This window comes from Alcaligenes sp. LTN-3 (assembly GCF_059735605.1).
In genome coordinates, this window is record NZ_JCAPDN010000001.1 from 1,451,929 (window position 1) to 1,477,567 (window position 25,639).

At 56.7% G+C, this 25,639-nt stretch carries 23 protein-coding genes; 10 read left to right on the forward strand and 13 right to left on the reverse strand.

The features are described 5' to 3' along the window. The first annotated feature begins 1 nt into the window (after position 1). Both AC6I6N_RS06845 and AC6I6N_RS06850 read left to right on the forward strand, forming a co-directional pair. A complete protein-coding gene (locus AC6I6N_RS06845; RefSeq protein WP_094197314.1) occupies positions 2-724 on the forward strand; it encodes an SAM-dependent methyltransferase in 723 nt (240 codons plus the stop codon). Between the two features lies 1 nt (position 725). Then, a complete protein-coding gene (locus AC6I6N_RS06850) occupies positions 726-1,535 on the forward strand; it encodes an N-acetylmuramoyl-L-alanine amidase (RefSeq protein ID WP_497943330.1) in 810 nt (269 codons plus the stop codon). A 42-nt stretch (positions 1,536-1,577) separates the two neighbouring features. Here the strand turns inward: AC6I6N_RS06850 and msrQ are convergent, their stop codons facing one another. From msrQ to AC6I6N_RS06870, 4 genes are read right to left on the reverse strand one after another with little or no spacing between them, the layout of a single operon-like run. Next, a complete protein-coding gene (msrQ, locus tag AC6I6N_RS06855) occupies positions 1,578-2,186 on the reverse strand; it encodes a protein-methionine-sulfoxide reductase heme-binding subunit MsrQ (protein ID WP_125276543.1) in 609 nt (202 codons plus the stop codon). Continuing rightward, positions 2,186-3,139, reverse strand: coding sequence for a protein-methionine-sulfoxide reductase catalytic subunit MsrP (gene msrP / locus AC6I6N_RS06860; protein ID WP_230017698.1), 954 nt, complete (start codon positions 3,137-3,139; stop codon positions 2,186-2,188). Before msrP ends, msrQ begins: the two co-directional genes overlap by 1 nt. Before the next feature lie 54 nt (positions 3,140-3,193). Continuing rightward, a complete protein-coding gene (locus AC6I6N_RS06865) occupies positions 3,194-3,847 on the reverse strand; it encodes an HAD family hydrolase (protein ID WP_094197318.1) in 654 nt (217 codons plus the stop codon). Further along, positions 3,844-4,812 (reverse strand): RluA family pseudouridine synthase, encoded by a 969-nt coding sequence (locus AC6I6N_RS06870; protein ID WP_199827831.1) that lies wholly within the window; start codon positions 4,810-4,812, stop codon positions 3,844-3,846. The genes AC6I6N_RS06865 and AC6I6N_RS06870 overlap by 4 nt, the downstream gene beginning before the upstream one ends. Positions 4,813-5,300: 488 nt before the next feature. Here AC6I6N_RS06870 and AC6I6N_RS06875 point away from each other — a divergent pair, with 488 nt between their 5' ends. After that, the gene (locus tag AC6I6N_RS06875) at positions 5,301-8,585 is read left to right on the forward strand and encodes an Rne/Rng family ribonuclease (protein ID WP_497943331.1); all 3,285 of its coding nucleotides are present in this window, start codon (positions 5,301-5,303) and stop codon (positions 8,583-8,585) included. A gap of 68 nt (positions 8,586-8,653) precedes the next feature. Here AC6I6N_RS06875 and AC6I6N_RS06880 read toward each other — a convergent pair whose 3' ends face one another. From AC6I6N_RS06880 to AC6I6N_RS06900, 5 genes are all read right to left on the reverse strand, one after another. Beyond that, on the reverse strand, positions 8,654-8,851 hold the full coding sequence (locus AC6I6N_RS06880) for a hypothetical protein (RefSeq protein WP_497943332.1): 198 nt from the start codon (positions 8,849-8,851) through the stop codon (positions 8,654-8,656). Positions 8,852-9,533: 682 nt separating this feature from the next. Next, positions 9,534-10,412: an acetyl-CoA carboxylase, carboxyltransferase subunit beta gene (gene accD, locus AC6I6N_RS06885; RefSeq protein ID WP_094197320.1), complete on the reverse strand. Its 879-nt coding sequence runs from the start codon at positions 10,410-10,412 to the stop codon at positions 9,534-9,536. 117 nt (positions 10,413-10,529) lie between these two features. Further along, positions 10,530-11,363 carry a tryptophan synthase subunit alpha gene (trpA, locus tag AC6I6N_RS06890; RefSeq protein WP_094197321.1) on the reverse strand — a complete coding sequence of 278 codons (834 nt, stop codon included), beginning with the start codon at positions 11,361-11,363 and terminating at the stop codon, positions 10,530-10,532. Between the two features lie 16 nt (positions 11,364-11,379). Further along, entirely contained in the window at positions 11,380-12,579 is a 1,200-nt protein-coding gene (trpB, locus tag AC6I6N_RS06895) for a tryptophan synthase subunit beta (RefSeq protein WP_094197322.1), read from the reverse strand. 75 nt (positions 12,580-12,654) lie between these two features. Further along, the gene (locus tag AC6I6N_RS06900; RefSeq protein WP_497943333.1) at positions 12,655-14,949 is read right to left on the reverse strand and encodes a RelA/SpoT family protein; all 2,295 of its coding nucleotides are present in this window, start codon (positions 14,947-14,949) and stop codon (positions 12,655-12,657) included. Between the two features lie 83 nt (positions 14,950-15,032). Between AC6I6N_RS06900 and AC6I6N_RS06905 the strand changes: the two genes are divergently transcribed. Then, positions 15,033-15,551, forward strand: a complete 519-nt coding sequence (locus AC6I6N_RS06905; protein WP_094197324.1) for a flavodoxin family protein — start codon at positions 15,033-15,035, stop codon at positions 15,549-15,551. Between the two features lie 63 nt (positions 15,552-15,614). Here the strand turns inward: AC6I6N_RS06905 and pncB are convergent, their stop codons facing one another. Further along, entirely contained in the window at positions 15,615-16,790 is a 1,176-nt protein-coding gene (pncB, locus tag AC6I6N_RS06910; protein ID WP_094197325.1) for a nicotinate phosphoribosyltransferase, read from the reverse strand. A 240-nt stretch (positions 16,791-17,030) separates the two neighbouring features. Here pncB and fdxA point away from each other — a divergent pair, with 240 nt between their 5' ends. The 6 genes from fdxA to AC6I6N_RS06940 all read left to right on the forward strand — a co-directional run bounded on the left by fdxA (position 17,031) and on the right by AC6I6N_RS06940 (position 21,944). Next, a complete protein-coding gene (gene fdxA, locus AC6I6N_RS06915) occupies positions 17,031-17,354 on the forward strand; it encodes a ferredoxin FdxA (RefSeq protein ID WP_026483116.1) in 324 nt (107 codons plus the stop codon). Between the two features lie 214 nt (positions 17,355-17,568). Beyond that, positions 17,569-18,792: a polyhydroxyalkanoate depolymerase gene (locus tag AC6I6N_RS06920; protein WP_094197326.1), complete on the forward strand. Its 1,224-nt coding sequence runs from the start codon at positions 17,569-17,571 to the stop codon at positions 18,790-18,792. Positions 18,793-18,844: 52 nt separating this feature from the next. Continuing rightward, a complete protein-coding gene (locus tag AC6I6N_RS06925; RefSeq protein WP_094197327.1) occupies positions 18,845-19,486 on the forward strand; it encodes an RnfABCDGE type electron transport complex subunit B in 642 nt (213 codons plus the stop codon). Further along, positions 19,483-20,121 (forward strand): endonuclease III, encoded by a 639-nt coding sequence (gene nth / locus AC6I6N_RS06930; RefSeq protein ID WP_108727760.1) that lies wholly within the window; start codon positions 19,483-19,485, stop codon positions 20,119-20,121. The genes AC6I6N_RS06925 and nth overlap by 4 nt, the downstream gene beginning before the upstream one ends. Before the next feature lie 244 nt (positions 20,122-20,365). After that, positions 20,366-21,079 (forward strand): ABC transporter ATP-binding protein, encoded by a 714-nt coding sequence (locus tag AC6I6N_RS06935; protein ID WP_497943334.1) that lies wholly within the window; start codon positions 20,366-20,368, stop codon positions 21,077-21,079. Between the two features lie 223 nt (positions 21,080-21,302). Next, positions 21,303-21,944 carry an OmpW/AlkL family protein gene (locus tag AC6I6N_RS06940; RefSeq protein ID WP_094197330.1) on the forward strand — a complete coding sequence of 214 codons (642 nt, stop codon included), beginning with the start codon at positions 21,303-21,305 and terminating at the stop codon, positions 21,942-21,944. Here AC6I6N_RS06940 and AC6I6N_RS06945 read toward each other — a convergent pair. The 3 genes from AC6I6N_RS06945 to AC6I6N_RS06955 are packed head-to-tail and all read right to left on the reverse strand — an operon-like array spanning position 21,941 to position 25,595. After that, complete coding sequence (locus AC6I6N_RS06945; RefSeq protein ID WP_094197331.1) at positions 21,941-22,723, reverse strand: ABC transporter ATP-binding protein; 783 nt, start codon at positions 22,721-22,723, stop codon at positions 21,941-21,943. The two genes, AC6I6N_RS06940 and AC6I6N_RS06945, sit on opposite strands and share 4 nt — an antisense overlap. Further along, positions 22,720-24,552, reverse strand: coding sequence for a branched-chain amino acid ABC transporter ATP-binding protein/permease (locus AC6I6N_RS06950; RefSeq protein ID WP_497943335.1), 1,833 nt, complete (start codon positions 24,550-24,552; stop codon positions 22,720-22,722). The genes AC6I6N_RS06945 and AC6I6N_RS06950 overlap by 4 nt, the downstream gene beginning before the upstream one ends. A gap of 5 nt (positions 24,553-24,557) precedes the next feature. Then, the gene (locus AC6I6N_RS06955; RefSeq protein ID WP_497943336.1) at positions 24,558-25,595 is read right to left on the reverse strand and encodes a branched-chain amino acid ABC transporter permease; all 1,038 of its coding nucleotides are present in this window, start codon (positions 25,593-25,595) and stop codon (positions 24,558-24,560) included. Positions 25,596-25,639 lie beyond the last annotated feature (44 nt).

Below are 25,639 nucleotides of genomic sequence, written 5' to 3' on the forward strand. Positions count from 1 at the left end.
CATGCCCCAAGCCGCCCCCTTGCATCTGATCCCCGTAGGCTTAAGCGAGAGCCCGATCAGCGGCTGGCTACCCGCCGACGTCAAAGCCTTGACGCGCGAACTGACCGTCTTTATTGCCGAGAACGCCAAAACCGCCCGTGCTTTTCTGAAACTGGTCGAGCCAGTGGTGCCTTTGCAGGAAATCACCATTCATACCTTGGACAAGCGCGGCAACAAACCCGGTGAAATGCGCGAGTGGTTGAAAGTCGCCCTGCAAGGCCAGGCGATTGGCCTGGTGTCAGAAGCTGGCTGCCCTGCGGTGGCCGACCCCGGCGCGCTAGTGGTGGCCATGGCCCACGAAATGAAAATCCCTGTGCGTCCACACGTTGGCCCCTCCTCCATTTTGTTGAGCCTGATGGCCAGCGGCCTGGACGGACAACAGTTTGTATTTCACGGCTATGCGCCTGTAGATGGCGCCGCACGCGCCAAGCAGCTCAGACAATGGGAAAGCCAGTCCCAGACCTTGAAACAAACTCAGATCCTGATCGAAACGCCTTACCGCAACCAGGCCATGTACAGCACCCTGCTGCAGGCACTGAAGCCCACAACACGCTTGTGTCTGGCACGTGATCTGACGGGTTCGCGTGAATTGATCCAGACCGCCACGGTGGAACAGTGGCGCGAACGCCCAGCGCCCGCCCTGGACAAAACCCCCTGCATTTTCTTGTTTCTGGCGGGTCGTTAAGATGAAACCCCTGTCTTGCCTTACCCCCGCCTTGAAACGCAGCCTTCGGATTGGCGCGCTCAGCCTGACGGCCTTATTGGCGGCTTGTGGCGGTAGTGGCCCCTTCAAACTTGATGACAGCTATAGCGCTCAGGGCCAAAACAGCCGAGTGCGATATCTGGTCATGCACTACACCGCCGGCGACCACGCCACGTCTCTAAAAGTGCTGACACAACGCGATGTCAGCGCCCATTACCTGGTCAGCGACGAGCGTCGTCCTACTGTCTACCGCCTGGTTCCGGAAGAGCGCCGCGCCTGGCACGCTGGCATAGGCTCCTGGTACGGCTTCACGGACCTGAACACCGGCTCTATCGGCATCGAAATCGTGAACATGGGACGCCTGGCAGATGGTCGCTGGGCCCCGTATACATCCGGGCAAATTGAGGCAATCAAAGTATTGTTAAAAGATCTGGCTCAGCGCCATGGCGTGTCTGCTCGCAATATTATTGGTCACAGCGATGTGGCCCCACAGCGCAAGCTGGATCCCGGCCCCCATTTCCCCTGGAAGGAACTGGCCCAAGCGGGCATAGGCCGTTGGTACAAGGAATCACAGGCTCACGCGCTGCAAGCACAGTACGCTAAGCGCCCCCTGCCCTCTGCTGCTCAAACTCAGGCTCTGCTGCGAAAAGCAGGCTATGAGACTCCGGACAGTGGTGTTTTCGACAAGGCCACACAAAACGTGATTGCCGCTTTTCAGATGCACTACCGTCCGGCCCGCTATGACGGTATTCTGGACGCCGAAACAGCCGCCATTTTGCAAAGTTTGGATTAAGAAAAAAACAGGTAATGGGTTAGTGCTCATTACCTGCTCTTTTTAATGCCCTGTCTTATTCAGGGTGGGCCAGCGGCGCAAAATCAACAAACCCGCCAGCACCAAACCATAAACATAGACCTCCACCACATCATTTTTACCGATACGAATCAGATAAAAATGCAGAATAGATAGGACCGCCGCCAGATACACCGTCTGATGCAAACGACTCCAGCCACGACCCAAACGCTTTTGCCAGCCATTCGTGGAGGTCAGGGTCAAGGCCAATAAAATCAGCACAGCCACCACACCAATAGCGATCAAGGGCCGCTGTACCACGTCCTGCCACATGGACAGCCAATCCCCCGAACGATCCCACCAGGCCCAGGCCAGCGTATGCAAAGCAGCATAAAAGAAACTGAACAAACCCAACATACGACGCCAACGCACCAAAGCGGGTTGCGCCAGCAAACGCCGTACGGGGCTCAAGGCCAGGGTCAGCAATAACAGCACCAAGGCCCAGACCCCGCTGGAGCGCGTCAAAAACTCGGCGGGATTCGCACTCAGACCATTATTGAAACCCAGCCATACCCAGCGCCCCAAGGGAAACAAGCCCAACAAAAACACCAGGGGCTTGAGCCTGTCTAACTGGGCGGCCTTCCAGGTAGCCATTAGTAAAACCGCCTCAAATCCATATCGGCATACATGCCAGCCACGTCTTGTGCATAGCCATTGAAAGGCAAGGTCGGCTTTTTAGTGGCAAAAAATCCCGAACCAATGACTCGCTCAGTCGCCTGACTCCAGCGCGGATGCGGCACCTCGGGGTTTACATTGGCGTAAAAACCATATTCATGAGGAGCCACCTTCATCCAGCTGGACTCGGGCATGGTGTCCGTCAGGGTAATTCGCACCAGGGACTTGGCCGACTTGAAGCCATACTTCCAGGGCACGATCAACCGCACAGGCGCTCCGTTCTGAACAGGCAGGCTTTTTCCGTAAAGACCGGTAGCCAGCAAGGTCAACGGGTGCATGGCCTCATCCAGCCGCAATGCTTCCACGTAAGGCCAGTCCAAGATACGTGAGCGCAAGCCCGGCATAGTTTCCGGGTCTGCTGCCGTTTCAAAGCGAACAAAGCGGGCTGAGCCTTGGGGCGACGCCTGTTTTAACAGGGCCGACAAGGAATACCCTACCCAAGGCACTACCATGGACCAGGCTTCCACACACCGCAGGCGGTAGATACGCTCTTCCAAGGGGGCGAGCTTCAAGATCTGATCCATATCCAGGGTCAGCGGTTTGTTCACCAAACCGTCGATCTGCAAGGTCCAGGGTTCCGTCTTGAATTTCCCCGAGTGACGCGCAGGGTCTTCCTTGCCCGTGCCAAATTCATAGAAATTATTGTAGGTGGTGACATCGGACTCGCGGGTGGGCGTCTCGTCCAGCTTCCAACGCTGGGAAGGCGTGAACGGCAAGGCCTGCCCCACAGGGACGGCCTGAGCCTGACCCGGCAAGCTGGCCGCCAAGGCCAAGGCCCCCGGAGCCTGCAACAGCAGACGGCGGCGAGCCCGCCAGACCGACTCATCAGTAATTTCAGAGGGACGTATGGGCTGCGAGCGTGATTTGAACATCTCCATCTCCTTGAACCTGCCGGCAAGGCGGCCATCAAACCCGCTTGCCTTGTCTTAAATCCGTGCCAATACCCAATCGCGCATTTGCGCCACATTATCAACCATGACCGTAGGCTCTGCCTTGGCCAGAGTTTGAGGATCGTGTGCGCCATATGTGACAGCCACACTATCCATGCCCGCATTGGCCGCCATGTGAATATCATGCACGGTATCACCCACCATCAAGACCTGTTCGGGCTCCAGCATCAATTCAGCCAGCAATTGATGCAGCATTTCCGGATCCGGCTTGCTACGGGTTTCGTCCGCACAACGGGTCGCATCAAAAAAAGTGCTGAGTTTGACCTGCTGCAACACCCTGTCCAGACCTTGACGACTTTTACCTGTTGCCACTCCTAAGGCAATCTGACGGCCACGAAGTTCACCCATGAAAGGTAAAATTCCGTCAAAAAGCTTGATATGAGGGTCACGCTGCATGAAATGATAGCGGTAACGCTCCAGAAACAGCGGCATCTGCTCGGCGGTCAAATCCGGTACAGCGCGGTACAAAGCGCTTTCCAGCGACAAACCAATAACCCAACTGGCTTGCTGAATCGAAGGCACAGGCAATTGCAGGTCCGCACTGGCCAACTGAATAGAACTGGCAATTGAGTACGTCGAATCCATAACTGTGCCGTCCCAATCAAACAGAACGGCGGCGTAACGCGTCATAACAACTTCTCCAAACGCTCAAGAACGGCCTGACAGGCCGCTGGCAAAGCCGCCTCCAGAACCAGGGGCTGTCCGGTGACAGGATGATTGAACTCCAAGCGTCCCGAATGCAGGAACATGCGCTTGAAACCTTGACGGGCAAATTGATCGCGGATGGCATCGTCGCCATATTTATCATCACCCACAATCGGAAAACCCGAATGGGCCAAATGAACACGAATCTGGTGAGTACGGCCGGTTTTCAGCTCGGCCTGCACCAAGGTAAAGCGGCCAAAGCGGCGCTGCATGGTGATGATGGTATGCGCAGGCTTGCCAGCCGGGTCAACCTTGACGCGTCGCTCGCCACTTTCAGTCAGCCAGCGCAGCAAGGGGAAACGAATATGTTGACGATCGTTCACCCAATCGCCCTGCACCAGCGCCCAGTAAAACTTGCGGGCACGGATTTCACGAAACATATCATGCAAGCCGACCAAAGCCGCGCGACGTTTGGCAATAATCAGCAAACCGGAGGTGTCACGATCCAGACGGTGGGCCAGTTCCAGAAAGGGTGCCTGAGGGCGCGCCGCACGCAACTGCTCGATGACACCAAAAGACACGCCACTGCCACCATGCACAGCCACACCGGCAGGTTTGTCGATCACCATCATGTGCTCGTCCTCGAACACCACTGGGAAAACGGCAGCGGGGACGGGACGGGCCTGCTCGGGTTCAGGCAGACGCAGAGGCGGAATCCGCACCATATCGCCATCTTGCAAGCGATAGTCGCTGCTGATGCGGCCTTTGTTCACGCGAACCTGACCGCCGCGAATGGCTTTGTAAATGTGGCTTTTTGGCACCCCTTTACATTCGCGTAACAAAAAATTATCTATACGCTGACCCGCCCGCGTTTCATCAATGCGTAATATTCGCACTTGAGGGGCTGATCTTTGTGATTCATGAGGTTTGCACATAACAAAAAGGGGCATATAATCGCTTCAGCCTATAGAAGCTGAGACTGGGTCCAGCGTAGAGATGCAAAGGGTGCGTCTCCGTTGGATAACCAAGGACTGATAATTGTATCCTTGAGTTCCAGCTTCCGGGTCATAAGGTCGCCGGGGTGAGTCCGAAATAACGAAAGTCGTGTGGCAAGAAGGCCCGCTTTCCAAGAGATGCTTTCCTCCCGCGTGCGGCGCTGAATTCCTGCACAGATTGTCCCGTTCTTTTGCACCAGCCGCATGATTTATGCGACTGCCGTTCCCCCAGCAATTTTATATTCGTCAAACACACACTGTGACTCTGACCCTCCTGCTGATTGAACTTCGCGCTTTGGCGCGACTCGTGCCTCCCAGACTATAAGCCGGTAGGCCGATTTTGCCTGCCTGCCCCAAACTGATGCAGCTATAGCGCTACACACCTGTGACCCGCGGTCGTGCGCCGATATTTCGGTGCTCCATGACAACGGAGATCCACACTCATGAAACGCATGTTGTTCAATGCGACGCATCAAGAAGAACTACGCGTCGCCATTGTTGACGGTCAAAAACTCATTGACCTCGACATCGAAACAGCCGGGCGCGAACAGCGCAAAGGCAATATTTACAAAGGGGTCATCACCCGTATCGAACCTGGCCTGGAAGCCTGCTTCGTCAGTTACGGTGAAGAGCGTCACGGCTTTCTGCCCTTCAAAGAAGTGGCTCGCAGCTACTTCAAAGAAGGGGTTGATGTACGCAGCGCCCGCATCCAGGACGCCCTGGTCGAAGGCCAGGAACTGATCATCCAGGTTGAAAAAGAAGAGCGTGGCAACAAGGGCGCTGCCCTGACCACCTTTATTTCCCTGGCAGGTCGCTATCTGGTTCTGATGCCCAACAACCCTCGTGGGGGTGGCGTATCGCGCCGCGTGGAAGGCGAAGACCGCCAGGAACTGCGCGAAGCCATGGACCAGCTGGATATCCCGCAGGGCATGAGCATCATTGCCCGCACCGCAGGTATCGGCCGCAGCGTCGAAGAACTGCAGTGGGACCTGAACTACCTGATGCAGCTGTGGACCGCCATTGACGGCGCGGCCCGCGACAATGCTGCCCCTATCCTGATTTATCTGGAATCCAGTCTGGTTATCCGGGCGATACGCGATTACTTCTCGCCCGATATTGGCGAGATCCTGATCGACACGGATGAAATTCACGAGCAGGCCGCCGCCTTCATGAGCGTGGTCATGCCCGACAACTTGCATCGCGTGAAAATGTACCGCGATGACATCCCCCTGTTCTCGCGCTTTCAGATCGAACACCAGATCGAAACCGCTTACTCACGTACCGTGCAATTGCCGTCGGGTGGTGCTGTCGTTATCGACCATACCGAAGCGCTGGTTGCCATTGACGTGAACTCGGCCCGCTCCACGCGTGGTGCCGATATTGAAGAAACCGCCCTGCGCACCAACCAGGAAGCCGCCGACGAAGTGGCCCGCCAGTTGCGTTTGCGTGACTTGGGTGGCCTGATTGTTATCGATTTCATCGATATGGAAGACAGCAAGAACCAGCGTGCTGTCGAACAACGCCTGCGTGACGCCCTGCACCTGGATCGTGCTCGTGTTCAGATGGGCAAGATCTCGCGCTTTGGCCTGATGGAACTGTCTCGTCAGCGCCTGCGCCCTGCCCTGAACGAAGGCTCTCACATCACGTGCCCACGATGCACCGGTACCGGCGTGATTCGCGATGCTGAATCCAGCGCCCTGCATGTTCTGCGCCTGCTGCAAGAAGAAGCCATGAAAGAAGGCACTGCCGCCCTGCACGCTCAAGTGCCGGTGGACGTGGCTACTTTCTTGCTGAACGAAAAGCGCGCTGACATCACCAAAATCGAATCACGTCTGAACATCGCCCTGATCCTGATTCCCAACAAGAATCTGGAAACCCCGCACCACATCATCGAGCGCCTGCGCCACGATGACCCACGCCTGGACGAACTGCGCAGCAGCTACGAGCTGGTTCAGCAGCCTGAACAGCAAGACAGCCTGGTGCCGCACCGCAGCCACGAAATCAAGCCTCGTCCAGAAGCCTTGGTCAAAAGCACCACGCCGGCCCAGCCTGCTCCCATGAGCAAGCCAGCTGCTGCTGCCGCAGCCGCCAGCGCCGCTGCCAGCGACAACAAACCCGGCCTGCTCAAACGTTTGCTGAGCTGGTTGTCCGGCACACCCACGGAGCCCGTGACCGAAGCCAGCAAATCCGAAGAGAGCAAATCTCCTTCCGGTCGCCGCCAAGGCCGTCCAGGCCAATCCCACGGTGGCCGTGGTCAAGGTGGACGTGGTCGTCGCCAGTCCAACCGCCCGGAAGCAGCTCAGGAAGAAAAAGCCAGCACGGAAAGCACCAGCGCGAATACCCGTGGTCGCCGCCGCAATGCCTCGGCCAATAACGAAGCCGCCTCGGAAGCCCCGCAAAGCACCAGCACGACTACGACGCCTGCCACCGCCGACGAAGGCAGCAGCAACAGCCGCAACCCACGTAACCGTCGAGGCCGTGGCCGTCAACGCCGCGAAGAAGGCAGCACAGAAAACGTCGAGCTGAACAAAGACCTCAACAGCACGGCCGCCCAGCCCGAACAGGCTGTTGCCAGCATTGCCGCAGCCTCTGCTGTTGCCGCCACCAAGCAAGAAGCACAAAAACGTGCTGAACAGCTGGCTGAGGCCGACAACACTGATACCGGCGACAACTCGGATACTGAAACGGACGAAAACAGCGAGAACGGCGCCCTGGATCCAGAGCGCAAACGTCGCCGTCGTCGTAGCCGTCGTGGTCGTCGCAACACAGACGCCAACGCAGTGGCCGAAAACGAAGAGAACAGCGAAGAAGGCAATACCAGCGCCTACGTTGCTCACGCAACACCCAGCTTTAACCCCGCAGCCCTGGATGCCCAGGAACAAGCCGCTGCCCAAACCGCAGCAGCCGAGCCTGAGCAGCCCCAAGCAGCCGTAGAGGCACCAGCAGCCCAAGAAGCGACGGCTGTCGCCGCTCAGGAAGCTCCAGCCGCTGCCAAAGCTGCACAACCTGCTCAAGAAGCCACAGTTGAAACCGCCTCAGCCCAGGAAGAAGTAGCCGCTCCAGCCGTTCAGGCCGAAGTTGCTCCAGAAGCTCCTGCTGCTGAAGAAACTGTTGCTCCTGTGCAAGCAGAAGCTGCTGCCGAACCTGCAAAAGCAGAAATCGTTGAAGCTCAAGCCGAAGCCGTAGAAACAGCTGCAACTCCCGCAGAAACCCCAGCCGTTGAAGCTGCTCCAGTGGAAACTGTAGCCGTCGAAACAGCTGCTGTTCAGGAAGAGACAACTGTTCCCGCCGCCGAAGTCGCTCCAGAAGCTCCCGCAGCTGAAGAGGCTATTGCTCCTGTACATGCAGAAGCTGCTGCCGAACCAGCCAAAGCAGAAGTCACCGAAGCTCCAGCTGAAGCCGTAGAAACAGCCGCGACTCCTGCACAAGCTCAGTCCACAACTGAAGCCCCAGCCGTTCAAGCCACTCCAGTGGAAACTGCAGCCGCAGAGACTCGCGTAGAGACTCAAACCGCTGCCGCAGAGCCTGCCGCCGAACAAGCACAGAAGCCCGCTGCCGCTCCTCTGGAAGCCGTACTGAACGCCGCAGGCATCGAACTGGTGGAAACCGCTCGCTCGGCAACACAGGACAACTACCAGCCTGCACCAGTGCGCCTGGGTCGCCCACGCAAGCAACGTACTGCAGAAACCGAGAACAGCGAACCGCTGCAACAGGTCGAAACGCAGTAAACAGCAAGACTAAAAACGCCGCCCTCCAGGGCGGCGTTTTTTATGCCTGTCGTATCCACAAAGAGCAATCACCTAAGCCCCTTCTCCTTCTCCTTCTCCTTCTCCTTCTCCTTCTCCTTCTCCTTCTCCTTCTCCTTCTCCTTCTCCTTCTCCTTCTCCTTCTCCTTCTCCTTCTCCTTCTCCTTCTCCTTCTCCTTCTCCTTCCCCTTCCCCTTCCCCTTCCCCTTCTCCTTCTCCCTTCCCGCTAATCCAAGCCACTCCCCCAACAAGCCCCTATCCTCTTTCGCCCAAACTCCAGCCTAGCCCCACCCACCTCGGCATCTAGCTCAGCATTAAACCCGCCCTAGCCTTAACCTCAAACCCACCACTCTTTCAACTCCAGTTGCATACAAAGCCGAAGATAGGAATAAAGAGAAAAAACAAAGCTGAAGCCAACAGCGCAGAAAACGTACGCACATACACAACCGAACGAGGCATAGGCCAAAACACAAGCTCAGGCACAGGACAGGTGCAGGTGCAGACAGCAGATACAGCCCTCTATTTGGGCCCTCTGCGATATTCCTTTTTTCTTGGGGTGGGGAGTACAGCCCGAGTGCGAGTCAGGGCCTTGGCCGAGGGCTATTGAACAATCCAGGGTGCAAACCCAGTGCTGTTCGAGCCAGACGCTTGTACTTGGTCCGAGGGGACCGAGTACCTGGCGAGTTCACTGGGCGCCTGGATCGCTCAATAGCCAAGGGAACCTGTGCGCAGCACGGGCCAAGGCCCCGCCCCCAGGCCGTACTCCCCACCCCAAGAAAACCAAGCCAATCTCGCCCTGAAGTCTCAACCAAGAGACCAACGTTCCAATAGCACAACCCCCTATGCAAAAAAAAACTACAGCGGAGTAGGCAAAAAAAAACGCCACCTGAACCCAGATGGCGTTTTTCCCTAAGCGTCAAGCCGTGGCAATCAAGAATGACGCGACACAGCCTCAGCCGGTTGACGAGTCAACAAAGCCAGCAGCTCCGCCAGTTCACGCTGCAACTCGCGACGGTCCACCACCATATCGATCGCGCCCTTCTCCAGCAAGAACTCGGCACGCTGGAAGCCTTCAGGCAGCTTCTCACGCACAGTCTGCTCAATCACGCGAGGACCGGCAAAGCCAATCAAGGCATTAGGCTCGGCAATCACCACATCGCCCATAAAGGCAAAACTGGCCGATACACCACCCATTGTTGGGTCAGTCAAAATACTGATAAACGGCAAACCCGCCTCGGACAGTTCGGCCAGGATAGCCGTGGTCTTGGCCATCTGCATCAGGGAGAACAAGCTCTCCTGCATACGCGCGCCACCCGAAGCGGCCACACAGATGAAAGGACTACGGTCGGCAATAGCCGCCTTAACACCACGTGTGAAACGCTCACCCACCACCGATCCCATGGAACCGGCCATGTATTCAAACTCGAAGCAAGCCACCACGGCTGGCACAGACAAAATCGTGCCGCTCATGACCACCATCGCCTCAGTTTCGCCCGTTTGTTTGGCTGCCTCGGAAACGCGTTCGGTGTATTTGCGCGAATCGCGGAACTTCAAGGGGTCCATAGGACGGGTGTTAGAACCAATTTCGGTCTGGCCTTCGGGGTCCAGCAAGGATTTGATCCGGCCACGCGCACCAATACGCATGTGATGACTGCACTTGGGGCAAACATTCAAAGTTGCCTGGAGATCTTCCTTGTAGAGCACAGACTCACACGACGGACATTTCACCCACAGCCCCTCGGGAACGCGACGGCTGCTTTCGGGGTTACGGTTAATTCGCGGCGGGAGTATTTTCTCGATCCAGCTCATTGTTAGATCCTGTTTTCGCTTGGCCGGCACCCGGCCCACCAAACTCTTTATTCTGAAAAAAAGCGCCTGTTCCTCAAGAACAGGCAGATGATTCTATACGCGGAATAGGTATTTAGGCTAATTATCCAGCGCCTGACGTATCTGTGCGAGCCATTGACTGGCCGCGGCAACCGCCGCTGCGTCCTTATCCTTTTGCTCTTTGCCCGCGTTTTCTTGCACGGCCTGCTCCATAGTCTGAATCAGCTTGGAACCAATAACAACTGCGTCCGCACAACGGGAAATGGCTTTGGCACTTTGCGCATCACGAATCCCGAAACCTACTCCGACCGGAATTTTGACGTGCTGACGAATGCGCTGCAAGTGGTGTTCCACATCAGCCACATCAATCTGGGCCGAACCGGTCACCCCTTTCAGGGAAACATAGTACACATAGCCTTGAGCCAACTCGGCCACCTTGGCAATGCGTTCGTCCGTGGAAGTGGGCGATAGCAGGAAAATGGTGTCCACGCCCTGCTCGGTCAGCAAACGGGTGAAATCCTCGGACTCTTCAGGCGGGTAATCCACCGTCAGCACGCCGTCCACACCCGCCTTGCCTGCCATCACGGCAAACTCGGCCTGACCGATACGTTCGATAGGATTGGCGTAACCCATCAGCACAACCGGCGTTTCCTCGTCGATCAGGCGAAACTGCTGCACAATCTCCAGCACTTTACGCAAGCCGACACCACGGCTGATGGCACGTTCAGCGGCTTGCTGAATCACCGGGCCATCGGCAGTGGGATCAGAAAAAGGCACACCCAATTCAATGACATCTGCCCCGGCCTGACGCAAGGCATGCATCAAGGCCACGGTAGCGGGCACCGAAGGGTCTCCGGCCGTAATATACGGCACCAGGGCGCAACGCCCGTTCAAACCTTCAAACGTCTTTTGCAGACGCACATTACTCGACATATCAGTTCCCGATTGCTTACAGAGTCAAGCCGCCGTACTCGGCGACCGTATGCATGTCCTTATCGCCACGACCGGACAAACTGACCAGAATGATTTTATCCTTGGACAAAGTCGGAGCAATGCGAGCCGCATGAGCCAGCGCGTGCGAGGACTCCAGCGCAGGCATGATGCCTTCAATGCGGCAGCAATCGTGAAACGCTTTCAGAGCGTCTTCATCGGTGCAGGTGGCGTAGTGGGCGCGGCCACAATCTTTCAGCCAGGCGTGCTCGGGGCCCACACCCGGGTAATCCAGACCAGCCGACACCGAGTGCGTAGGCATGACGTTGCCGTCATCATCCTGCAGTACATAGGTACGGTTACCGTGCAGCACACCCACCAGTCCCTTGTTCAGGGAAGCCGAGTGCTCCAGCGTATCCAGGCCGCGTCCAGCCGCTTCCACACCGATCAGCTCCACGTCCTTGTGCTCGATATAGGGGTAGAAAATGCCCATGGCATTGGAACCGCCACCGACTGACGCCAAGACGTAATCAGGCTGACGACCGGCATCCTCAGGCATTTGCTGCACGCACTCTTCCCCGATCACGCATTGGAAGTCGCGCACCATCATCGGGTAAGGATGAGGACCAGCCACCGTGCCAATGATGTAGAAGGTATTACTGATGTTGGTGACCCAGTCACGCATGGCCTCGTTCAGCGCATCTTTCAGGGTGCGCGAACCGGATTCCACGGGCACAACCGTCGCACCGAGCAGCTTCATGCGGTACACATTGGAAGCCTGACGACGCACGTCCTCGCTACCCATGTAGACCACACATTCCAGACCGTAACGGGCAGCGACCGTAGCCGTTGCCACGCCGTGCTGGCCTGCACCGGTTTCAGCAATAATGCGTGGCTTGCCCATGCGGCGAGCCAGCAGGATCTGACCAATACAGTTATTGATCTTGTGTGCGCCAGTGTGATTGAGGTCTTCGCGCTTGAACCAGATCTGAGCTCCACCTAGTTGCTCCGACCATCGACGGGCATGGTACACGGGGCTGGGACGACCGACAAAATGCTTGAGTTCGTAATGAAACTCGCGCAAAAACTCAGGATCGTTCCGATACTGTTCGTAGGCTGCTTTCAACTCGTCCAGGGCGTGGACCAGCGTTTCAGCGACAAACGAACCACCAAACTGACCAAAATGTCCATCCGGGTCGGGCAAGGTATAGGTTTTCAAAGCTCGCTCTCTTGATTGACAAGAACAATCGCGGGCACAACACCCGCGAGGTTTAGGTTTACCAATTTTAGCAGTTCAGGACGAGTAGCGGCGGGCGCTAACACCCGATAACTCGTTCAAGGCCGCTAAAGCCTTTTGAATTTGCTCGCCATCACGCACTTCAATGGTAAATATCATGCGTGTCAACGAACGACGGCTCAAGGTATTAATACCCGTTACGTTCAAGCGCAGGCGGGCAAATACTTCAGACAGATCACGCAAGAGGCTGGGATGCTCCTGAGCCTCAATCGCCAGATCCACCGGATACTGAGTATCCCCCGTATCGCCCCAATCAACGCTAATAGCCCTTTCAGGTTGTCTGTCAGCCAGTTCCTGATAAGACTTGCAGTCGGCACGGTGTATGGACACTCCCCGACCACGGGTCACAAAACCGGCAATCAGGTCAGGCGGTGCGGGACGGCAACAGCGGGCCAGCTGTGTCATGAGGGAGTCCACGCCCACCACCAGCACACCGCTTTTCCCGGTTTTGGAAACACTTTCCCGGGCCGCATCAAACACGCGCTGTACGGGTTCTTCTTCCTGCACATCCTCACGGAACAAGGCGTCCACTTGGCGCAGACTGAATTCATCCTTGGCCACCGCCACATACAGGTCATCCGCCTTGGCAAAACCCAGTTGCTGGGCCATCTGTTCCAGATTGACGGCGGTACGGCCCAGCCTTTGCAGCTCTTTTTCGACCATGCTCTGGCCTTGGGAGATTCGCTGCTGCAATTCAATCGCGTTGAACCAGGCCCGCACCTTGGAGCGCGAACGCGGGCTGGCCAGAAAGCCCAGTTGTACGTTCAGCCAGTCACGCGAGGGGCCACCGGATTTGGCCGCCACAATCTCTACCGTCTGGCCCGTCGACAAGCGCGTGGACAAAGGCACCATCTGCCCGTCAACCCGCGCACCACGACAACGGTGGCCCAGATCGGTATGCAGATAGTAGGCAAAGTCCACCGGCGTCGCCCCCACAGGCAGCTCGATAACGCGAGCCTGCGGCGTCAGCACATAAATATGCTCGTCTTCCTGAGCCTTCAAAGGCCGGGCGACTGCCGGTTTCTTACTGGCGACGGGTTCTACTGTCTTTTCGGAAGCCGAATCTTTGCTGCTGTCTGCTTGCGGACCAGGCGCGGTAGCGTTTGACGTGGACGCCTCCCTGTCCCAGGCCAGCAATTGACGCATCCAGGCGATCTTTCTATCGTCCTCACCATCGGCCACCTGCTGCCCGCCTTGGGCTCCCGCTTCCTTGTAGCGCCAGTGGGCAGCCATCCCGTATTCCGCGAACTGATGCATGTCGCGCGTGCGGATCTGAATTTCAAAGCAACGCCCCTGCGCATCCGCAATGACGGTATGCAAGGAGCGATAACCATTGGGCTTGGGGCGGGAGATGTAATCGTCAAACTCCTCGGGCACGGGTGTCCACAGCGAATGCACCACAGCCAACGTGTGGTAGCAGCTGCGTTCATCCTCAACGATGACGCGCAAGGCGCGCAAATCAAACAGTTGTTCAAAGTCCAGATGCTTGTTACGCATCTTGTTCCAGATGCTGAAGATATGCTTGGGTCGGCCCGAGACCTCGGCCACGATATGCTCGCGTTTCAAGGCCGCCAAAAGTTGATCACGAACCTGACTGATCAGGGTTTCGCGCTCCACGCGCTTGTCTTCAAGCTGACTGGCAATATGTTTGTAAACCTCGGGGTTCAGAAAACGAAAGGCCAGATCCTCCATTTCCCACTTGATCTGCCAAATCCCCAGGCGGTTAGCCAGCGGCGTATACAGCTCCAGCGTTTCGCGCGCGAACCCTACCGGGCAGACATTTCTGGACTGTCGGTACCAGCGCAAGGACTGCAAGCGCGAGGCCAGGCGCATCAAGACAATGCGCAAATCGGCGGCCATCGCCAGCAGCATCTTGCGCTTCATTTCTTTTTGATCACCCCCGCCCGTCTGCTCCTTGGCCTGGCCTGTCAGCGATCCCAGGCGGTACAAGGCGCGCGAGCCACGCACCAGGGTCATGACCTCGGCACCAAAGGCTTTTTGAACCGGATCCTGTTTGATCTCCGGCCCAGGGGCGGGGGTGACGGCCAACAAGGCACTGGCACGGGTTTGGGCATCCACACCCAAACCAGCCAAAATAAGCGCTACCTGAGCGCAATGGCTGTCCAACGGTTCGCCGGTACTTCCGGCCAGATCCAGCAAAATAGGCCCCGCCCAGTCGGCAGCCGCCTGCAATAGCGTACGCCCTGCTTCATCCAGTCCGTGGCTGGCTTGCGCGAACCATAGAGGGTTGAAGGCCGACTCGGCCATAGGGGGAGAAGCGGTGTGATTCATGTGAATTACGTCGATGTGGCCACTCAGCGCTGAGGTGGCTCTCTATACTGTAGACGCTAGTCTATCACCGCGAGTAAGAGCTTATGAGTCTGAACACATGCCGCCAGCTTCTATTGATTTGGCACTCCCGTACCGGCGCGGCCCGGCAATTGGCTGAACAGGCTGAACAAGGCGCGCTGGAGGTGCTCCAGGAGTTGGGAGGGCTAGAACAGATCCGTATCAAACGTTTGCATTGCGATCAGGTGCAAGCGCAGGATTTGCGCGACTCCCACGCTTATCTGTTCTGCGCCCCCGAAAACCTGGCCAGTCTGAGCGGGGCCATGAAAGAGTGTCTGGACCGGAATTACTACGAGGTGCTGGATCAGCTAAATGGCCGTCCCTACTCTGCCTTGATCAGTGCCGGTAGCGATGGACAAGGAGCCCAGCGACAACTGGAGCGGATTTGTACCGGCTGGCGGCTGGAGCTGGCCGCCCCGATCCGGATCTTCAATTTTCACGCCCAGACGCCTGAGGCCATTCTGGCGCCCAAGACCTTGAATGAGGAGCACATTGCCCAGGCACGTGAAGCCGGAGGGCATCTGGCGGCACTGCTGTGTCTATGAAAAAAACCCTTTGCGTGTGCAAAGGGTTTTGAAACAACATTAACGCCTCAGGTCGCCAAAGGCTTACGCTGGCGGCAACTGAAAAACCTGCCGCAAATACGCCAGATACGCCGGATCATCACACATGGTCTTTTCCGGAGCATCGGACACTTTCGCCACCGGCTGACCATTGCAGCGCACCATCTTCATGACAATCTGCAAAGGCTCATGGCCAAGGTCATTGGTCAGGTTGGTGCCAATCCCAAAAGACACCTTGCAGCGCCCTGCAAAACGCAGCGCCAGCTCAATGGCTTTGGGAATGGTCAAGCCATCAGAAAATACCAAGGTCTTGGTACGCGGATCGGTACGGTTAGCCTGATAGTGCGCCAGCAAGCGCTCACCCCAGATGAAGGGATCGCCCGAATCGTGACGGGCACCGTCAAACAGCTTGCAAAAATACATGTCAAAGTCGCGCAGGAAAGCATCCATGCCGTACACATCCGACAAGGCAATGCCCAGGTCACCGCGATATTCTTTGGCCCACACCTCTAGGGCGAAAATCTGCGAATCACGCAAGCGAGGGCCCAGAGCCTGACAAGCCTGCAAGTACTCGTGTCCCATGGTGCCCAGCGGCGTTACCCCATACTTCATGGCCAGCCAGACGTTGCTGGTGCCGGCAAAGTGCGGTTTCATCTGCTCGATCATGGTGGTGACCACTTCTTCGTGCCACTGCTTGGAAAAGCGGCGGCGCGTGCCGTAATCAGCCACACGAAAGTCACTTAAGGCCGGATCATCGACCACCAGACGCATCTTGGACTGCAGACGCTCGCGCCCTTCCGCCCATTGTGGTTGTGGACATTCGTTGCGAAAGTAGACCTCGTTCACGATGGCCAGCACAGGGATCTCGAACAGAATCGTATGCAGCCAGGGGCCTTGGACCGAAATTTCGATCTCGCCGGGAACAGCCCCAGCCTGCACCTGAATACAACGCTCGGGCAGATGGAACAGACCCAGAAAATCGACAAAATCGCTTTTGATAAAGCGCAGGCTGCGTAAATAATCCAGCTCGGCGTCTGAAAAACGCAACTGGCACAGGGCATGAATTTCCGCCCGGATCTCGTCCAGGTACTGGCTTAAATTAATATTGGGAGTGCGGCATTTATAGCGATACTCCACATGCGCAGCCGGGAAATGATGCAAGACAACCTGCATCATGGAAAACTTGTACAGGTCCGTATCAAGTAAAGAGGTAATGATCATCACAAACCTACCGATTTTGATTGCGCAACCATAGCACGGGCGTCAGTTCTTGCGTACCGCTATCTAGCAGATGAGCTATTGCGCCATCTCAATAAGCAAGAAGCTGAATATTCGTTAAAATCGAAAGATTCGATTCAAATCCCATTTTTATCGTTCAGGCCCTGTGCGTTGTCGCGCACCCCATCCACGGCCTTTTGCCGTGATCAACCGCCTTAGCGATACCGCAGGAGTGTTACTGAAATGACCCACGTCGTCACCGAAAACTGTATCAAGTGCAAATTCACCGATTGTGTGGACGTGTGCCCCGTCGACTGTTTTCGTGAAGGCCCGAACTTTCTGGTGATTGACCCGGACGAGTGCATTGACTGCGCCGTCTGTATTCCCGAATGCCCGGCCAATGCCATTTTTGCCGAAGAGGACGTGCCCCAAGATCAGGTGCACTTCATCGAACTGAACGCTGAATTGACGCCTGTTTTTGGCAGCATCAACCGCTCCAAAAAACCGCTGGAAGATGCGGACGACTGGAACGGTGTGGAGAACAAACTACAGTATCTGGAACGCTAAGCACGTCGCTCGCTCTATATAGACCCGACTCGGTGGCTGCGTTTGTATCCAGCCACTCTTGCGCCCAATCTCGCCTTTTGATAAAAAAACCTGCCGCACCGCAGCAAGGGAAAATACCAAGGCCAGAGGAACGATAAACGTCGTATTGTTTCCCACAAGGAAATAAGCATATACATTCCTCTGTATCAAATTAGGCAACACCAAGGCGCACACTATGCTTTACGATCTGCACGAACTTCAGCGGTCCTTTCTGGCTCCGCTCGCCGCCTTTACCGGCACCGGCTCTCAATGGTTTTCCAACCCCTACAGTCCACTGGCCTATACGCCCCTGTCGCGCCAACTGGCGGCGGCCTCTGAACTGGTACACCGTATCGGCAAGGATTACGAAAAACCAGCCTGGGGGCTGGACGAAACCCAGATCGACGGCCAAACCGTCGCCGTGCAGGAGGTCGAGCACCTGAGCAAACCGTTCTGTAGGCTGATCCACTTCAAGCGCGATCATCCCAAAGCGGATCAGGACCCCACGATCCTGCTGGTCGCGCCTCTGTCCGGCCACCACGCCACCTTGCTGCGCGAAACCGTACGCGCGCTGCTGCCCGATCACTCGGTTTATGTCACTGACTGGATTGATGCCCGCATGGTGCCTCGTTCGGCCGGCCCCTTCCATCTGGACGATTACGTCCTGTATGTGCAGGAATTCATCCAGGCACTGGGCCCGAAAGTGCACGTCATGTCGGTTTGTCAGCCCACGGTGCCGGTCTTGGCTGCCGTCTCCTTAATGGCAAGCCGTCGCTCGGCCGTGATGCCACGCAGCATGATCATGATGGGTGGCCCCATCGACACGCGTCAGTCACCCACCGAGGTGAATCGTCTGGCCACCACCAAGTCCTATTCCTGGTTCGAAAACAATCTGATTCACCGGGTGCCGACCAAATACCCTGGCGCTCACCGTCGTGTGTACCCCGGCTTTTTGCAGCACGCCGGTTTTGTCGCCATGAATCCGGATCGTCACGTCAGCTCACACTACGACTTTTATCAGCACCTGATCAAAGGTGACGATGACGATGCACAAGCCCACCGCCGTTTTTACGACGAATACAACGCCGTGCTGGACATGCCCGCCGAGTTCTATCTGGACACGATCCGCATTGTGTTCCAGGAGCACCGTCTGCCCAAAGGCCAATGGCACGTGCATGGCGAACAAGTCCGTCCCCAGGATATCGATGGCGTGGCCTTGTTTACTATTGAAGGCGAATTGGACGATATTTCCGGCCAGGGCCAGACTCATTCGGCTCAGGGGCTATGTTCGAAAATCGCGCCTGAACTCAAGCAACAATTCACCGCGCCCAACTGTGGTCATTACGGGATTTTCTCCGGAAGCCGCTGGCGCACGCTGATCTGTCCTAAAATCAGGGACTTCATCCGTCAGCACAACTGATATTTGGCTAAGGCCGTTTCTGACGGGGCCAGATGGCCCCGTTTTTGCATTCATGTCCAACACCTTAATACGGCGCATTGACGCCCTGCTCCCTCAAACCCAGTGCACCCGCTGTGGTTACGATGCCTGTTTGCCCTATGCCCAAGCCATTGCGCTTGAAGGCGAGGCGATCAACCGCTGCCCGCCCGGCGGCCAGGAAGGCGTGCAGGCCCTGGCCGAGCTGCTGGGTCGTGAAGCCCTGCCCCTGGACCCTTCCTGTGGGGAATTCACCGGCCCCAGCCGCGCAGTCATTATTGAAGAGCACTGCATTGGTTGCACGCTCTGTATTCAGGCCTGTCCGGTGGACGCCATTATCGGTGCCAACAAATTGATGCACACCGTACTGGCTGACCGCTGTACCGGCTGTGAGCTATGTGTGCCGCCCTGTCCAGTAGACTGCATCAGCATGATCCCTACGGATGAATGGAGCAGCGAACAGGCCATACAGGCTCGCCTGGACACGGAACGACGCCGCGACCGCCTGCTGGCCCGACACCAGGAAAGCTCGGATCTGGCTGCCCGTACGCTAGCTAATAAACCCGTCCTGGCCAACTCGGCCGATCAGGCCGATAAACGAGAGGCCTCCATTGCCTCTGCTCTGGCCCGCGCCCGTGCGCGACGCGCCGGCAAGACTGCAAGCGAAACTACGCCATGAACGCTGCCAAGCGCCACGAGATTTTCAGCCGTTTTCAGGCCGCCAACCCCAAGCCCACCACCGAACTGGAATACGCCGACACCTTTCAACTGCTGATTGCGGTGATTCTGTCGGCCCAGGCCACTGATCGCTCCGTGAACCTGGCTACTGCCCGCTTTTTTCCCGAACACGGCACACCGCAAGGGATTCTGGCTATGGGTGAAGAAGGGCTGCGTGAAGCCATCAAGACCATTGGCCTGTACAAGACCAAAGCCGCCAACGTCATCAAGACCTGTCGGATTTTGCTGGAGCAGCATCAAGGCCAGGTTCCCTGTGACCGCGCTGCACTAGAGGCTCTTCCAGGCGTAGGGCGCAAAACCGCCAACGTGGTCTTGAATACCGCTTTTGGCCTGCCCACCATTGCCGTGGATACCCATATTTTTCGCGTTGCCAACCGCACCGGCATTGCGCCAGGAAAAAACGTGGTCGAAGTAGAAAAGAAGCTGGAAAAAGTGATTCCCAAGCCTTTTTTACTGGACGCCCACCACTGGCTGATTTTGCATGGCCGCTACATTTGCGTGGCCCGCAAACCCAAGTGTCCCCAGTGTGGTATCTCGGACTTGTGTGACTTCAAGCCGAAAACCGTTAACACTTAAGTAACACATGCCTGGTTTAACAACATTTGTTTACCAAACAGTGCATTAAACCGATCTCTCCTATGACAAACCCGCATGGTTTTGCTTCGTTGGCGCTTCCATACTGAAACACATGAAGAACCCTGCCTAAAGTTCGCTGGTGATGGAATCACCACAATCAGCGGCGAAGGACACGTAACGGAATCCTGAGCCGACCAGCCAACGTACAGGCCCATATTGACGCCTTACGACAAGGAGCATTCTCATGACACGGGCTGCCCTGGATATTGAGAATCTGTACGCCTGCCAACGAGAGTTTCCGCTCTTGCGCGGATTGAGTTTGCAGATTGCTGCGGGGGAGATCTGCACCGTACTGAGCCGAAGTCGGGCCGGCCGCAGCGCCATGTTACGCGCCATCGCGGGATTAACCGATAGCCGTCGAGGCTCCATCCGTATTCAAGGCACCGAAACCATACACCTGAGCCAACACCAGTTGGCAGATCTGGGAGTGGGCTACAGCCCTTACGAACAGAGCATCTTCACCGGTCTGAGCTGTGAGGAAAACCTCTTGCTACCGCCCGCTATAGGGACTGCCCTGGGTGGTGGTATGTCACTGGTGCAGATCTATGAGCTGCTACCCAGCCTGGAGCAACGTCGCCACCATATGGCCACCCATCTGTCTACCGGCGAACAAAAAATACTGGCCATTGCGCGCTTGCTGCGCACAGGTGTGAATCTACTGCTGCTGGACAAGGTGTCCGAGGGACTGGCTCCGGTACAGGCCCAGGCACTTGGCAAGCTGATCTGCACCTTACGCCACGAAGGCTACACCATTGTGCTGGCCGAGCAATGCCCACAGTTCTCGGCAGAATTCAGCGATCAGTTTCATGTCTTGGAACAAGGGCAAATTATCGAGCGATTCAGCCGCAGCGAATTAAGCCATAAGTACGACGCCCTGCACGCACTCCTGGGGGTGTGAGCCCATCATCCGAGCTCTCTCACACCCGCCTTTCTCTTTTCCAGCTCGTTACCAGGTGATGCAAAAAACACACATAGGGGTGAATTTGGCCCCGTATGAATTCTACTTACTTGATCTACAACAAGGTCAGGCGGTCAACTATCCCTGAAGCTTGCTTTGGATCAAATCTGCAAACCCAGCCCTCATTCACTCTGTAGGCTTTACACCCCCCTACGGAGTCATTATGAAAGCCCGCCACTTGTTTCCCGGTCTGCACCTGTCCTTGCTCGCGGTAGGACTGGCCGCTGTTTTGTACGCGCCTCAAGGCCAAACACACGAAGCGGGTGATTTCTTGCTCAAAGGTGGCGTGACCTGGGTATCCCCAAAATCCAATAACGGCTCTGTGGCTGACGGCACCGTCAAGCTGGACGTAGGCAATAATGCCCGCCCCAGCTTCTCGCTGACCTATATGGCCACCCGCAATATTGGTATTGAACTGCTGGGCGCTTTCCCCTTCCAGCACAATATTGACAGCAATCTGGGCCGTATCGGCAAAACCAAGCACTTGCCCCCAACCCTGAGCCTGCAATACCACTTCCTGCCTGACAGCGACTTCCAGCCCTATGTGGGCGTGGGCGTGAACTACACCATGTTCTTTGACACCGAATCGCGCGGTGCGCTGGCGGGCTCCGACCTGAAACTGAAAAACAGCTGGGGTTTTGCAGCCCAGGTCGGTGTGGATTACAAGCTGGACAAGAACTGGTTCCTGAACGCCGATGTACGCTACATCAGCATCCGTCCAGACGTGAAACTGAACGGTCAGTCCATTGGTAAGGCCAAGCTGGACCCCGTGGTTGCCACCATCGGGGTCGGCTACCGCTTCTAAGCGCTCGCTTCTTCCTGCTCGCGTTTGCCCTGCCCCAAGCCCAGATAGCTTTCTATCACTCGGGGATTATGAGCCAGGTCAGACGCGGGCCCTTGCAGCACCACATCGCCCGTCTCCAGTACATAACCGTAGTCAGCCACTTGCAAAGCGGCACGAGCATTTTGCTCGACCAGCAAGATGGCCACGCCGGTACTGCGCAGTCGGGCGATGATCATAAAGATCTCCCGCACCACACGCGGCGCCAGGCCCAGGCTGGGTTCATCCAGCATCAGCACTTTGGGTTGCGCCATCAAGGCACGGCCTACGGCCAGCATCTGCCGCTCCCCGCCTGACAAAGTCCCTGCCAGCTGAGTACGACGCTCTTTCAAGCGTGGAAACAAGGTGTAAACCTTGTCCATGGTGTCGCGCCAGCCGGGATGACGGGCGCGATACAGGCGAAAGCCGCCCAGCAGAAGATTGTCTTCCACCGTCATGCTGCCAAACAGCTCGCGGCGTTCCGGCACCAGGGAAATGCCAGCCGCCACGCGACGCTCCACTTCCCAATGACTAATCTCCTGCCCTTCATACTGCACCGAGCCTGTGCTGCGGCCCACGCTAGGCAAAGAGCCCATCATAGAGTTCAGCAAGGTGGACTTGCCTGCACCATTGGCGCCGATCACCGTCACAATGCTGCCTGCCCGAACGTCCAGACTGGCTCCCGTCACGGCCGTGACTTTGCCGTACTGAGCCGCCAGATTGTCTACTTTCAGGATAATGTCTTTCGATTGTGCCGAACTCATAGCGCTGCTCCTGCCGAGGCGGGCTCATTGACCTGATCCAGATCCAGGTCGTCATCAATACCACCCAGGTAGGCTTCCAGCACCGCTGGATTTTCCTGAATTTCCTTGGGCAAACCTTCGGCCAGCTTGGTGCCAAAATCCATGACAACCAGCTTGTCCGTCAAATTCATGACAAAGTCCATGTCATGCTCAACCAGCAAAATGCTCATGCCTTCGCTACGCAACTGATCCAGCACTTTGGCCAGTTCCTGCTTTTCCTTGTAGCGCAAGCCAGCAGCCGGCTCGTCCAGCAGCAAGAGCAGCGGATCGGAAGCCAGAGCACGGGCAATTTCCAAAATACGCTGTTGGCCCAGGGCCAGATTGCCCGCCTCTTCGTACAGGTAATCACCCAGGCCCACGCGCTGCAGCTGAACAGCCGCTTCGTGCAAAAGCTCGGCTTCGCTACGGCGCTCAGTATGCAGAACGGCGGACACCACACCGACACTGCGACGCAAGTGAGCGCCCAATGCCACGTTTTCCAGAACCGTCATGGTAGGCAGCAGTTGCACGTGCTGGAAGGTACGGCCTACGCCCAGACGAGAAATCTCGCGTGCAGGCTTGCCATCAATCCGCTGCCCCAGGAAGCTGACCTGGCCGCTGGTGGCCGACAGCACGCCGGTAATCAGGTTAAAGGTTGTGCTCTTGCCCGCGCCGTTAGGACCGATCAGGCCCATGATCTGACCCGCATTCAAGGTGAAGCTGATGTCATTCACGGCGACCAGACCACCGAACTCCTTGCGGATCTTGTTCACTTCCAGAACCAGCGAGCCGGCCTGGGGACGCTCACGCTGAGGCAGAGCCTCGGCTTGCGGAGGAGCCGCCTGATTGCGCTTCTGCGCACCGAAAACCTGTTCCCAAGCCTTGTGCAAAATGGGCCACAGACCGTCGCGAGCGTATTGCAGAATCAGCACCATCAAGATACCGAAAACGATCAGCTCGAAGTTGATGTCGGTATTGAGCAGCTTGGGCAGCCAATTCTGCAATTGATCTTTCAGGCTCAGCACGAGAGCCGAACCCAAAACAGCACCCCAAACACTGCCTGCCCCGCCCAGCACAGCCATGAACAAGTATTCAATACCGTAGTTCAAGCCGAAAGGACTGGGTGATACCGCGCGCTGGTAGTGCGCATAGAGCCAACCGGATACGCAAGCCAGCAAGGCAGCGTAAACGAACACAATGACCTTGTAATTGGCCATGTTCACGCCAAAGGATTCGGCCATGCCGCTGCCATGCTTCAGAGCACGAATGGCACGTCCGGGACGGGAGTTCAGCAGGTTGCGCGTACCCCACATCGCCAGCAAGGCGAACGCCCAGATCAGGTAGTAAATATCCCGGCCCGAGGACAGGGAAATACCGAAGAACTCCAAAGGAGCAATACCGGAAATACCGTCGTACTGACCCAGGAACTCCAGGTTGCCGAACAGGTAGTACAAGGCCAGCCCCCAAGCCAAGGTACACAGGGGCAGGAAGTGGCCGGACAAGCGCAGTGTGATCGCCCCCAGAATGTAGGCGACCATCATGGTGATAGCCATGCCAATCAGCAGATTGAACCAGGGCGACCAACCCAGACGAGCCGTCAGATAGGCCGTGGTGTAGGCACCCAGACCCACAAACGCGGCCTGACCAAACGAAGTCAAACCACCCACGCCGGTCAACAGCACCAGGCCCAGAACAACCAGGCTGGTCAAGCCAATATAGTTAAGCTGGGTAATCCAGAATTCGGGCGTTGCGCCCAACTGCGGCAAAACCAACAGAACCGCAATAAACAGTAGCGTCAGCAAGTGTCTCATGTGATTTACTCCTCATCATCCACGTGCTTGCTACCGAAGGAGCGCCACAACAACACCGGTATCACCATGGTAAATACAATAACTTCTTTGTAGGCACTAGCCCAGAAAGAGGAAAACGCCTCCAGAACACCCAGGAACAAAGCGCCCAACAAGGTGACGGGGTAACTGATCAAACCGCCAAAAATCGCCGCCACAAAACCTTTAAGACCGATCAAAAAGCCGGTGTCGTAGTAGATGGTCGTCACAGGAGCGATCAGCATGCCGGACAAGGCACCAATGGCTGCAGCCAGCGTGAACGTCAGAGAGCCGGACATATTGGTGCTGATACCCACCAGACGGGCACCACGACGGTTCACCGCCGTTGCACGCAGAGCGCGACCATACAGGGTCTTACCGAAAAAGCCCCACAAGGCCAGAATCAGCAACACGCAAGCGCCCATCACAAAAAAGGTTTGGGCCGACCAGCTTACTGCGCCCAGGGACACTTCGCCTTCCATGAAAGGAGGCGTGCGCCAGCCTTCCGGACCGAAGAACACCAGACCCAAACCGGTCAGCGCAAAGTGCACGGCTACCGAAGTAATCAGCAGCACCAGCACGCTGGCTTCGGCAATTGGCTGGTACACCAGGCGATACACCATGGGACCCAGCGGGATCACAACCGCCAGTGAGAACAATACGGCCACCCACAAGGGCAACTGCGAGCTGACAATGGCAGGGGCGGCAAAGTAAACCGCGACAGGAATCACGATATTGACCAGAAACTTGCGTGGCATGCCTGTCAGGCTGCGACTGCGCATGGCAGAGAGCAACTCCAGCAAGAACACCAGAGCACCGGCGATCAATAACAAAATAACGGTTCCCGGCATGCGGCCATTGACCACGAAAGCCAAGGTCAAGGCGCCAAAGGTGACGAACTCACCTTGTGGAATAAAGATGACGCGGGTAACCAGGAAAACCAGAACCAGGGCGAGCCCGAGCAAAGCATAGATGGCGCCATTCAATATGCCATCCTGCAACAAAATCAAAGCGATGGTGGTATCCATGTCGGACAACATCCTGTACAACAAAAAGGGCAAAGGGCTTACGG